Source organism: Ktedonobacterales bacterium (genome assembly GCA_036557285.1).
GTDB lineage: Bacteria > Chloroflexota > Ktedonobacteria > Ktedonobacterales > DATBGS01 > DATBHW01.
Map to the genome: position 1 here is coordinate 24607 of DATBHW010000048.1, position 11778 is coordinate 36384.

Below are 11778 nucleotides of genomic sequence, written 5' to 3' on the forward strand. Positions count from 1 at the left end.
CCTAAGCAACTGGATTGGGCGGTGTTTCGCCGCGCAGGTGCGCCAGGATATTCGCTGCGGCAGTGGTTGCCATCAGCGCGCGGGTTTCGTAGGTGGCGCTGCCGATATGCGGGGCCAGCACCACCTGTTCCATCTGGAGCAGGGCTGGATGAATGCGCGGCTCGTCCTCAAAGACATCGAGCGCCGCGCCGCGCAATTGGCCCGCCTGGAGCGCGGAGACCAGCGCCGCTTCGTCCACAATGGGACCGCGCGCCGTGTTGATCAGGTAGGCGTCTGGCTTGAGGAGGCCGAGCATTTCGGCGTTCAGCAAGTGATGCGTCTGCGGCGTATAGGGTACGTGCAGCGAGACGAAATCGGCGCGGCGCAGCACTGCTTCGAGCGACGCAAAGCTGGCGTTCAGGGCGCGCTCTTCTTCGCTGGGGAGCGGATGGTGGGCGGTGTAGAGGGTAGACATGCCAAAGCCGAGCGCCCGACGGGCAACGGCGCAGCCAATGCGCCCCATGCCTACAATGCCCAGCGTCTTGCCGGTGAGTTCCGCGCCCAGGAACAGCAAGGGTTGCCAGCCGGTGAAGCGGCCCGCGCGCGTAAATCGCTCCGCTTCGGGAATGCGCCGGGCCACCGCCAGCAGCAGGGCAAAGGTGAAGTCGGCGGTGGCATCGGTCAAGACGCCGGGCGTGTTGGTCACAAGAATGCCCAGGCGGCGCGCCGCCTCCAGAGCGATGTTGTTGTAGCCAACGGCCATATTCGCCACCAGCCGCAGCGGGGGCGTCCCCCGCGCGCCAGCTTCGAGCAGCGCGGCATCAATCTGGTCGGTCAACAGGCAAAGCAGATAGTCATGGCCGGGCAAACGGGCGCGCAATTCCTCCGCTGTCCAGATCGCGCCAGGGGTCGGATTGCTCTCCAGCGAAACGTCCCCGGCGGCGCGCAACAAGGCCAGCCCTTCATCGGGAATCTGCTGAGTGATCAGAATGCGTGAGGACATTTTATGGGTAGCGATAGGATACACCAGCAGGTGTCAATCCTACGGCTCCTTGACGGAGTTTTTCGGCGGCATCATACACACGCTGCGCGGCCTCATCGTCCAGCAGCCACTCGCCACAATAGGAACACTCGCCGACGGTAAGCGGTACCTTGACGGTATCATCGCCTACACTCACCACCTGCTCGCGCTCGCGCAGGATATATGTATCCTCACGGCCACAGCGTGGGCAAATGATGCCCTCCAGAATTGCTGTGTGGTTTGCCATCTGGTTTACCTCCCCGTATTCAGTATACCTTTCCATTCGGCGGTTAGCCGCCTGTGATCTCGCCGTTCTCGCCGTTTTCTGCTGATGGCTGGCCCGCGCCGACTCCTGTATCACCGACGATTACCAGCGGCTGGCCCTGATTCACCGCCTGGCCTGTGGTGACTCTGATCTCTTTGACGACCCCGCTGCGCGGCGCGCCCAGATCGTTTTCCATCTTCATCGCTTCCAACACGGCCACCGTCTGGCCGCGCTCCACCGTGTCGCCAACGGCCACCGGGATATTGACAACCAGGCCGGGCATCGGCGCTTTGACGCTGGCGTCGCCGCCTTCGTGTCCACCACCCGCCAGGCTTGCCAGAGCGCGAGCGCGCTCGTCCTCCAGCCGCACTTCATAGGGCTGGCCCTCGATCAAGACTTCGTAGCGTTGGCCGCCCTCGTCGTCGGCCTCCAGGCGGCGCACGACGACCTCATAGGAGCGGTTGTTGATCAGCAGGCTGTAGCGTCCCGCGCCTGGAACGGCTTCGGCGCTGCCAATACGCAGCCAGTCGGCGGCATAGGCCGCGCCATCCAGAGTAAGGCGGCGCTGCTGACCGTTCTCACCAACGCTGATGCTGAAGCGCTGGTCGCCTGAAGACGCGATATAGCGCATGATCTTTGATTACTCCTGTCCTCTCGGAGAGAGGTTCTCATTCTTCCCGGTAGAGTGAGTATACGAGAGGGAGCGCGGCGCGGTCAAGCGCCCGCGTGTCTGGTCTTGCTCATCGGTAGCTGCCCGGGTTATATTTGTAAGGCACAGCAAAGCACGCCAGAAGAGAAAGAACAAGCTGCATGAAGCCATACAAATGCCTCTTTGTGGATTGGCATCTGACGCTCTCGAATGCTCTGTTCTGGGAGCAGTTTAGCGATCCCACCCACCCACAGCACCCGCTTTTTGCCTTCATGCAATCAACGCTCTTTGCGCCTGCCGGGGTGAAAACATGGGTTCTGCCCTGGATGCGCGGGGAGTTCACCAGCGAGGAAGTGCTTGCAGAGGTATGTCGCGGTACCGCTTTTGACTCCACTTTTGCGCTGCGCGCGCTGCAAAGCAGTTGCCAGCAGATGCGCCTGGTTTCCGAAGCCATCCCTCGCTACGTTGCGGGTCTGCAAGCAAAGGGCCTTCAGGTAGTCATCGCCACCGACAATATGGATACGTTTCACCGCTGGACCGTTCCCAGCTTGCGGCTGCGCGCCTTGTTTGATGATATTCTGTGTTCCTTCGAGCAACAGGCGCTCAAGATAGATGCAGATCAGCGTGGGCAGAGCCGCTTCTTTGCCGATTACCTGTGCGCTCACCACCTTGGTTGGGGCGAGAGCCTGCTGCTGGATGACGGCGACGAGGATTACGGCTCCATCATCCGGCAGTTTGGCATTGAGTATCAAGCTATCGAGCCAGGGAAGGGGCTGGTTCCGGCCCTGCAAGGGCTATTAGCCTCTTTTCCCTGAAGACGATGCGCTATAATACAGCAGAGTTCGGCGAATGCTCTTTGCCGAAGGCGCTTTTGGAAGATGTTTGTGCTAGTTTCAGAAACAGGTAGTGCGTGCCATTCTTACGACGCCATGAACGGCAGGGAAGTTCGCCAGCGCGCGCCGTTGTGCCTGCTGCGACACCAGAAGCAGCGGATAGAGCGATCACGCGGCTGCTCGCGGAGTGGGAACTGCGCCTCCGTCGTTTTCAGGAGGAAGGCGGCGGTGCGCTGCCAACCGGGCCTGCTGGGTCTGACAATCCAGAGGTTGTAGCCGCCCGCCAGCGCGTGGTCCAACAGCTTGCCGCGCTTGGCCCGGCGGCGCTGGAGCCGCTGGTGCGCACCCTGCGCCCTGATATTCTCAATGACCTGACCCTGGGGCGCGCCGTCATGGCGACGCTGGCGTTGGGGCGAATGGGCGATTTTCGAGCCGCACCCGCGCTGCTGGCGGCTCTGGGTGATCGAGGCGAAGGCCGCGAGCGGGCGCGTGCGGCTGCGGCGACGGCGCTGGGGGAGTTGAAGGCGGAAGCTGCTGCCACCCTCTATGAGCAGACGCTTACCGGCCAGATCAGTGCCGACTGGCAGGCGAAGGCAAAACGGCTGGGTGCGCTGCCTATGGAAACAGTAGTCGAGGCCTTGGTAGAGGCGCTGCGCGACCCCGCGCCAGAGGTACGCGCGGCGGCTGCCGATGCCTGTATTGACCTGTGCCTGGCTGATCCCCCTCCGGCGCTGCTCTTCGGGAGTGGTCGGCAGACATGGTACTCTACCCTGGCCGGAGCGGTTGAGCCGCTGATCGAGGCGCTCAAAGATGATTCGGCAGCGGTTCGCGCCCATGCATCCACGGCGCTTGGCTGGATTGGCGACGCGCGCGTGGCAGCGTCATTGAGCGCATGCCTGAAAGACCCTGATGAGCACTGCCGCGCCGCTGCGGCGCTGGCGCTGGGGATGCTGCGCTCGCCGCTCGCGCTGAAGCCGCTGGCGCGGGCGCTTGGCGATGCAAGCGCGGCTGTGCGACAGCAGGTTGCCGAGTCCCTGGGCGAACTGGGCGATCCGATTACCGCCGATCTGCTGCTGGACGCCTTGGCTGATGAGCAGGAGGTGGTTGAAGTGCGCGCTGCTGCGGCGCGGGCGCTGGGGAATCTGCATCTTCCCCATGCCCTGCCGATCTTCCAGGGATTGCTTGGCGCGCCGGACCCGGCGCTGCGCATAGCGGCTATCGAGGCGCTGGGCCGCCTGGGTTTTGGGCGCGCGTATCGCCTACTCGCCCCCATTCTCTGGCGTGATCCCGACCGGGCAGTGCGCCACGCCGCCGCCCGTGTTGTTGCCCAACTGGCCGAGGCCAGGCAGGGGCGCGCCCGCTGGCGCTTGCGCCTGGCGCTGCGTGTCGCGCGCCAGGCGCGCAAAGAGGCGCTGGTAATTCTGGAGGAATCTGCCAGGCATGCCCATCAAGCACTGCGCGAGTGAAAAAAGGTGGCGCTGCTGTCTACACTGGCCCCGGCGCCAGGAGGCAGGTTTTCTGGCTGCGCTTGCTCCTGAAGATGCAAGATATAGCCAACCGTGGGGAGCGTGAGCAGGAAGCGAGGCCGCTCCGGGTCTGGCTCAATCTTCTGGCGCAGGTGATGGATATGTGTTTTGATGAGGTTCGGTTCGTGGCCCTCAAAGCCCCAGATGTGCTGCAAGATGGTGCTGGCAGGGATCACCTGGCCCGCGTTCGCCACCAGCAAATGCAGCAGGCGTCCTTCAGTGGGGGTGAGGCGATAGTGATGTCCATTGCGGAGAACTTCGTGGCGCGCCATATTGACACTACTGGGGCCAATCTTAAACTGGCCGTCGCTTCTGGCGGCAGAGAGGGTTTGAGCGCGCCGCCCCAGGGCATTGATACGCGCCTGTAACTGGCGCATGGAGATTGGCTTGCGTAAATAATCATCTGCGCCCTGCTCCAGCGCGCGCACCTCTTCTTCTTCCTGGCGCGGGTCGGTCAGCACAAGAATCAGGCCCCGCCCCTCCAGCCGTAATCGCTTGCAGAACTCAGGGCCGGTGGCTCCTGGGAGGGCCAGATCAACCAGCGCAAGTTCCGGGGATCGTTCGCGCCAGAGCTTGAGCGTTTCGCTGGCGTTTTGGGCAATCAGCGGGTCATGGCCGTGGCTGCGTAACCAGTAAGAGAGGATGGTGACAAATTCGTCATCCGGGTCTGCAATGAGGATATTCATGGGGCCATCCTTATTTCTTCGTTTCTTTTTCGTTTGTATGTGATTGTCGCGGACGCCCTCTTTCGCCGGGCGTCTGAAGCCTACCCCAAGAAGAGAACGTGCGCTGTGGCCTGTTTTACGGATTGATTGTCTCCTGTCTCACTTTTTTCGGCCTGAAAGGTCTTTGAGAGCCTTGTGCGCAGATGGCTGGCAGGGTATACTCAAGCCAGGCATCTCGAAACGAGTAGGGGGTAAACCTTATGGGGCAATACCTCACAGTCTGGTGGGTAGTCTGGTGGGTGGGCGCGACGCTCCTCACCCTGGGCCTGGTGGTTCTCAACGCGTACCGGCGGCGGCGCATCGCGCATACTGGCGATGAGGCGACGCAGGCAGCCCTTCCCACTTTGCGCGATGATCTGTTGTGGGGCGGACTGATTGTGCTGGGCGGCGCTGCTGGCCTGGGAGTGATCCTTTCGTTATTGCCGGGTGGGCATACGGCGCGCGGCTTGTTGGCCGCAGCTATCTTTGGGCTGCTGATGTTGTTAGGGTTGCTGATGCTCCTCAAAAATGGGCTGGCCCCTACCGATGTCCTGCGGCTGGATGCTGTGGACCCGCCAGAGACCCCTGATCCTGACGCCTCTGAAGGGGAGACAGTGGAAAGGCCCACGTACCCCAGGGCAAAGCCAGGCTTCTAGCGACGCCTCCTCCTCTATCCCCCACAGGACGCCAACGTGTTCTGTGGGCGTTTTTCTTGGCATAGTAGGTGCAATCTTCCAGGCATAAACGGGCGCTTCCTGAGAAAGCGTTGAAGAGAGCTTTTGCCCTTGACGGTAGCCCCCCTTTTGTCCTATTGGGCTAGCCAGGGAAGGTAAAGGCGTGACAAATAGGCGAACTCGTCCGTCCTATTAACGGAGATCGACCAGAGGGTCGCATGAGTGGAAGCTGAGCAGAGAGGGGACGAGGCAAGAGCCGTTCTAAGGGTTCACTGTCGCACTCTTCAGGATAGATGAGCAAGGCGCGCCCTGGGCTTTTCCTATTGCCGGGGCGTTTTCTATTTCGGGGTATGCTGTATTCGGAGGAGAGTACCTTGGGCTTGTTAGTGCAGGGAGAGCAGGTAAAGCGCCTTCATCGCTTGCGCCTGGTCGTCCATCGGTTGACAGAGCGTCCTGCGGAGCGGGAACACACGACAGATGTCATCAGTATCGCTAAGCCGGGTTGGCTGCTCCTTTTTTTTGATACCTGCTGTCTAGCAGGGCTGCTCGGCCTGACCCTCTATGTTTCCTGGGTCTACGACAAATTACCCGCCGGTGATCCGCGAGAGTATCATACGTATGCGGTAGCTTTCTGGCATGTTCCTCCTCCTTTTCATGCGTTCCCACAAGAGTATCCGCCGCTTTCGCTGCTTCCGTTTTCGTTTACGCTCTTTCCTCCGTCTTCGATCCATTACTATTGGGTCTTTGCGCTGTGGATGGGGTTGATCGTCTGCCTCTCCTATGTCTGGTTTGCGCGCACCCTTTCGCGTCAGAAAGCGATTACGTATGCCGCCTATCTCCTGGTTGGAGCGACGGGCACCTTGCTGATGCGCTTTGATTTGCTGCCCGCGTTGGTAACGCTTGGGGCGCTGGTGTTGGCCGAACGCAAGCACTATCGGTGGGCCTACGCGCTGCTGGCGATTGGCGTCCTGCTGAAGCTGTACCCCGGATTTCTGGTTCCGGTACTGATGGCGTATCAATGGCGCGAAGCCATGTCAGCGCGCCCGGCCCGCCTGGGTGAAGGGCAGCGAGATTGGCGCTCGTATCTGGCGGCATGCTGGCGGGGAGTGAGGGCGGGCAGAGCCGCCTGGCGCGGTTCCGCGCGCCAGTTCTGGCAGGGCAGCAGAGCGATGTTTCCCGGCCTGGGTACATTTGTCCTGGTGACGCTGCTGGGCTTCAGTATGCCCGCTGTGATCAATTTCATTGGGACGATTTCAGAGTTCAAATATGCGCTGTCCCGCCCGATCCAGATTGAATCCGCGCCCGCAACGCTGCTCTGGTTGGGGACGTTCCTGGGCTTTCCGGCAGGCCCAAACCAGTCGTTTAACTCGCTGAATCTGGTGGGACCGCTGGATAGCACGATTAAACTGATCTCGTTGCTGGCCCTGATCGGCGGGACGCTGCTGGTTTGCTGGCGGGTATCGCGTGGGAAGCTGTCGCTGGGCCAGGGGTTTGTGGCCCTCGTTGCAGTGGTCCTGGCGTCGAATAAGCTGCTGAGTCCCCAGTACATTATGTGGATTCTGCCGCTGGTGGCTTATGTCGAGGGGTTTGATCTGTTGTGGCTGACGATTTGCGCGCTGACTACCCTGATCTTTCCCTTTATTTACCAGACGCGCCACCCCATTCTGATGGTACCCGCCAATCCAGGGTTCCTGACGACCATTGCGCTGCGGAACGTATTCCTGGTGGCTGCGGCTGTACTGGCGGTTCGGGGGCGACAGCGCGCCGCTGCTGCCTCGTCTGACGAGGCAGCAGCGGCGGAACTGGAATTGGTTGGCCTGGCGCGCCCCGACCTGCTGGCTCAGCGCGTACCCGTGACGCCGGAGAACCAGGAGGTTTCGGAAGGGGACCGCGAGCCGCTGGTGAAGACGCCCCAGTAATGGCGCTATTTTTTCTTCCTGGGGCCGCCAGCAGATCGCGGCGTGGGGGGCTGCTCATCCGAATCGGGCCGCGCCTGGCGGGCGTCTTCATGCTGTGGCGCTTGCCGCGCTGCCCGACTGGTTCTAGGCTGGCTCCGCGTTGCGCGCCTGGCCGGTGGTTGCTGAGACGCCTCTTTGGCAGATTTTGCAGTTTCCTTTGCGTCCTGCGGCGTCTTCTCTGGCGCGGCTGGCGCTGACGCTGCCGGAGAAGATACCGGATCAGGCGGGATGAGCCAGGTATCAGGCGCAGCCTCTGCCGCAGGCGCAGCCTCCGCCGCAGGTGTACTCTGAGCCGCTGTGGGCCGGGCAGAGTGACTTGCCTGCCCTTTCATTGCCGGGTCCACCAGTTCTGGCGGCGCCAGGAACCAGGCGCGCAGCAGTTCATTCACTTCGTCGGCCTGTTCTTCCTGGGCCGCATTGCCCGCCTGCGTGATCAGTTCCAGCCGTGTGTGCGGGTTGAGCGTGGTCAGGGCTTCGGCATGCGTGGGGTCGTTAATGGCGTCCTGAATACCCCAGACGAGCAAGATGGGCTGCCGAAGGGCGGCAAACTCCCCTGCCACGTCTCTATCCAGTTTGCCGCTCATAAAAGCCAGCGGCGCAAAGCGCGCGCCGTACTGGTGCGTGGTGGCGAATAGATACTGCACTACCTCCGGGGTCACATGCTCAGGATTGGCGTAACTCTGATGGGCAATGAGCCAGGACAATGCTGTCCTGGTCGTCAGAAATGCGTAGGGTACCTGACCGGCGGTAGTTTCGCTGATGCGCCGCAAGATGCTGCGCAGCGCCCCGCTTGATCTGTCAGACCATTCGTGGTTCTGGGCCGCAGAGGGCGGGATAATGCCGGTGGGGCTGATAAAGACCAGGCGATTGAAGAGCTGGCTGTCGAGATTGGCGGCGCGCGCGGCGAAGGCGGCGCTGTGGTCGCGGGCAACCACGATAGCTGGCCGGGCGATGACTTCGCGGGCAAAATCGGTGATAAGCTGCACGTAGAGATCGGCGCTGTATTCAATGGCGGGCCGGTCCGAGAGGCCAAAGCCCAGCAGATCGGGCGCGTAGACGCGAAACGTCTGACTGAGCGCGCTAAAGTTCTTGCGCCACTCGAACGAGGAGCCGCTCAGGTGGACGCTGTGCAGCAGCAGGACGGGCTGCGCGTCGGCAGGCCCGCGCACTTTATAGAACACGTCACCTTCGCGGAAGCGGAAGATGCGGCTGTCGCCTTCCAGGGCGCTCTCCAGCGGCTGAGGCGTGGCAAGCACGCTGCTGGCCGTGACTACCAGCGCGCCCCCGGCAACCACCGCGCCAGTCAGCGCCACTCCCCGCGAGATTGATCGTATGGCCCCCATGCTTTTCGTTCCTTTCCAAATACCGGGTAGCTCTCTCACTGAGCGCCGCGCCCAGGCGATGAAAGCGCCAGGGATGATCTCGCAAATCCTATACCATACGCGCCCGCCTGGCTAGAAACATGCCTGCGACTCAACGACCTGATACCCGCGTTCTTGCAGCACGTGCAAGAGTTGATCGCAGTGGGCGCGGTCACGGGTTTCCAGCGTCAGAATGACTTCGACCTGATGGATGGGGATATGCGCACTCAGTCGGTGATGGTTCACATCCAGCACGTTGACGCCCTCATCGGCAATGACCTGAAGCAGCCGCAGCAGTTCGCCGGGCCGGTCAGCGAGCAAGGTATGGATCGCAAGGAAACGCCCGGCAGCCGAGAGGCCATGCTGGATGAAGCGGCTGACCAGATTGATGTCAATATTGCCGCCGCTGAGCAGGCAAACTACGGCATGCCCTTTGACATTAATGAGGCCGCTGAGCAGGGCGGCGACGCCAATCGCGCCCGCGCCTTCCACCAGGAACTTGCAACGCTCCAGCAGGAGCAGCACAGCGTTGATGATCTGCTCATCGCTCATGAGCAGCACATCATCCACCAGTTCTTTGATGATAGGGAAGGTGATTTCGCCGGGGCGCTTGACGGCGATGCCATCGGCAATGGTGCTGATGGCTGGCAGCGTGACGACCTCGCCGACATCCAGCGAGGCGCGGCACGAGCCGGAACCGCTGGCTTGCACGCCGATGATACGAATGTCGGGATTGAGCGATTTGGCCGCGACGGCTATGCCAGCGATCAGGCCGCCGCCGCCAATAGGCAAGATGAGTGTATCCACGTCGGGCTGCTCGTTGAGCATTTCCAGGCCCAATGTCCCCTGGCCCGCGATCACGTCGGGATCATCAAAAGCGGGAATATAGGTTGCGCCGGTTTCGCGCTGCGCCTCCATACAGCGGGCGTAGGCGTCGTCGTAGGTGTCGCCATGCAGCACAACCTGCGCGCCATAGCTCTGCGTGGCCGTGACCTTGGCGAGCGGGGCAAAGCGCGGCATAAAAATCGTGCAGGATACGCCCGCGTCTCTGGCGGCAATCGCCACGCCCTGCGCGTGATTGCCAGCGGAGGCGGTGATGACGCCGTGTTTGCGCTGCGCCTCGCTGAGCCGGGACATTTTATACGTGGCTCCGCGAATCTTAAACGAACCGGCGCGCTGAAGCATCTCCGCTTTCAGATAGACATTGGCGCCGGTCATGGCGCTGAAGGTGCGCGAATGGACCATCGGGGTGTGGGCGATGCTTTTGCGTAAGACATCCTGGGCGCGCCAGATGTCGGCGATGCTGACGGGCAGCACACCAGGGCGGTCCGCTTTGGAGACTTTCGCCCCGCGTCCATTGACACCGCGCGCGGGACGGGCGCTGGCTGGAGTGGTGGTCGCAGGCTCTTCGGGGGCTTCAACACCTTCCGGGCTGATAGGAGGAGCCGGGGTATCGGCAGCGCCAGTGGCGCGAGGCAGCGACGGAGAAGTGGGCGCGGTGGTTTCCGTGGTCATACGAACGACCTCCTCAAGGCGTGTGCGCACCGTTGCGCGGTGATGTCAGCATCAACGCTGTCATCTTAACACACATCTGCACGATTTGCGCCGCGCGTCTGGTAGAGCCATGCCAGGGACATAACATACAGAACTCCAACGCGCGGGTGGCGCCAGAGCAATAACAGGTAAACTGCGGGAAATAGTGGTATTGTAAGGCAAGAAGTGGTATACTCAGATGGCTTAGACAAAAGGAGGAGTGCCGTGAAAGAAGCGCCAGAATATGTAACCGCCAGGGAGGCGCTGGCATTACTGGAAGTGTCGGAAGGCAAGCTAACTGCTATGCTGAAGAGCGGCGAACTCTCCTGGCGTCCGAACCCCCGCAATAAACGAGCCAAGCTGATTAAACGCGCAGACATCGAAGCATGGCTTGCCAATGCGCCGCTCCCCCCAAAGAGGGAGGTCAGAGAGCAAAAAGCGAGGGATGCAGTGGCTTCCGAGACGCTGGCGCCCTGGGCTGAGATCGTGCCAGAAGTGCCGTATCCCATGACGGCTGAAGACCTGGCGCTGTTGCCAGATGATAGCTGGCAGTATGAATTGGTGAGCGGGAGGCTTGTGCGCGTGGCCCCACCAGGGGGAGAACATGGTGATATAGCTCTAGAATTGGGCGCTGCGCTGCGCATCTATGTCAAAGCCCACCGACTGGGCCGGGTTCTGGCGGCTGGGACCGGCTTTCTGCTCCCCTTACCGGGCAAATCGCAGCAGACAGAACTGGCTCCAGATGTCTCATTTGTGCAAACGAGGCGGCTTCCTCCCCGCCAGAGCGAGGCATATCGAGCCGTCTGGCCCCTTGCGCCTGATCTGGTCGCCGAAGTGGCATCCCCTACCCAGCATCAGCCTGAGATGGCTGCCAAAGCCAGGCAATGGCTGGCTGGTGGGGTACGGCTGGTATGGGTGGTCTGGCCCAAAGAGCGGGAGGTAGACCTCTGGCTCCCCGTTCATGAAAATCCGGTGCAAACGTTGCGGCTCGAGAGTACGTTGAATGGCCGCGATGTGGTCCCCGGCTTTTCCTATCCTCTCAAGGAGCTGTTCGCGTAGAGGAGAGGGGCTGTGAGGCAGTTAAGAAATTTAAGCATTGGCTACTTGAGCTTTGCTAAAGAGAGCAACTCCTGTATGTACTACGAAGCTTCTCCAGTGACATCCATGCTGATCGCTCGTTGTAATGAGCGAAGGATGCAGAGAAGGAGAGAAGCTGCGATGACTGCTGAAGAGAAGATCGCTCGCCATCGGTTGAGCGTGCTGGAGTTGGGGCAG

The 11778-nt window shown here is 61.4% G+C and carries 11 protein-coding genes; 5 read left to right on the plus strand and 6 right to left on the minus strand.

Going from position 1 to position 11778, the window contains the following annotated elements; translation table 11 throughout:
* Window position 1 precedes the first annotated feature (1 nt).
* From VH599_14875 to VH599_14885, 3 genes are read right to left on the minus strand one after another with little or no spacing between them, the layout of a single operon-like run.
* On the minus strand, window positions 2-1006 hold the full coding sequence (locus VH599_14875; protein HEY7349596.1) for a D-glycerate dehydrogenase: 1005 nt from the start codon (window positions 1004-1006) through the stop codon (window positions 2-4).
* Entirely contained in the window at window positions 984-1247 is a 264-nt protein-coding gene (locus VH599_14880; GenBank protein ID HEY7349597.1) for a hypothetical protein, read from the minus strand. The genes VH599_14875 and VH599_14880 overlap by 23 nt, the downstream gene beginning before the upstream one ends.
* Before the next feature lie 43 nt (window positions 1248-1290).
* Window positions 1291-1896: a biotin/lipoyl-containing protein gene (locus VH599_14885; protein HEY7349598.1), complete on the minus strand. Its 606-nt coding sequence runs from the start codon at window positions 1894-1896 to the stop codon at window positions 1291-1293.
* Window positions 1897-2075: 179 nt separating this feature from the next.
* Here VH599_14885 and VH599_14890 point away from each other — a divergent pair, with 179 nt between their 5' ends.
* Together VH599_14890 and VH599_14895 are read left to right on the plus strand one after the other, a co-directional pair.
* Entirely contained in the window at window positions 2076-2729 is a 654-nt protein-coding gene (locus tag VH599_14890; GenBank protein HEY7349599.1) for an HAD family hydrolase, read from the plus strand.
* Between the two features lie 95 nt (window positions 2730-2824).
* Window positions 2825-4213, plus strand: a complete 1389-nt coding sequence (locus VH599_14895) for a HEAT repeat domain-containing protein (GenBank protein HEY7349600.1) — start codon at window positions 2825-2827, stop codon at window positions 4211-4213.
* Here the strand turns inward: VH599_14895 and VH599_14900 are convergent.
* On the minus strand, window positions 4195-4959 hold the full coding sequence (locus VH599_14900; GenBank protein ID HEY7349601.1) for a response regulator transcription factor: 765 nt from the start codon (window positions 4957-4959) through the stop codon (window positions 4195-4197). The two genes, VH599_14895 and VH599_14900, sit on opposite strands and share 19 nt — an antisense overlap.
* 239 nt (window positions 4960-5198) lie before the next feature.
* Between VH599_14900 and VH599_14905 the strand changes: the two genes are divergently transcribed.
* Window positions 5199-5633, plus strand: coding sequence for a hypothetical protein (locus tag VH599_14905; protein ID HEY7349602.1), 435 nt, complete (start codon window positions 5199-5201; stop codon window positions 5631-5633).
* Window positions 5634-6025: 392 nt separating this feature from the next.
* Window positions 6026-7570, plus strand: a complete 1545-nt coding sequence (locus VH599_14910; protein HEY7349603.1) for a glycosyltransferase family 87 protein — start codon at window positions 6026-6028, stop codon at window positions 7568-7570.
* 5 nt (window positions 7571-7575) lie between these two features.
* Here the strand turns inward: VH599_14910 and VH599_14915 are convergent, their stop codons facing one another.
* Together VH599_14915 and ilvA are read right to left on the minus strand one after the other, a co-directional pair.
* Window positions 7576-8952 (minus strand): alpha/beta fold hydrolase, encoded by a 1377-nt coding sequence (locus VH599_14915; GenBank protein ID HEY7349604.1) that lies wholly within the window; start codon window positions 8950-8952, stop codon window positions 7576-7578.
* Between the two features lie 111 nt (window positions 8953-9063).
* Window positions 9064-10485 (minus strand): threonine ammonia-lyase, encoded by a 1422-nt coding sequence (gene ilvA / locus VH599_14920; GenBank protein ID HEY7349605.1) that lies wholly within the window; start codon window positions 10483-10485, stop codon window positions 9064-9066.
* A gap of 243 nt (window positions 10486-10728) precedes the next feature.
* On the opposite strand from ilvA, the gene VH599_14925 reads away from it, so the two are divergent.
* Window positions 10729-11562 (plus strand): Uma2 family endonuclease, encoded by an 834-nt coding sequence (locus tag VH599_14925; GenBank protein HEY7349606.1) that lies wholly within the window; start codon window positions 10729-10731, stop codon window positions 11560-11562.
* Window positions 11563-11778 lie beyond the last annotated feature (216 nt).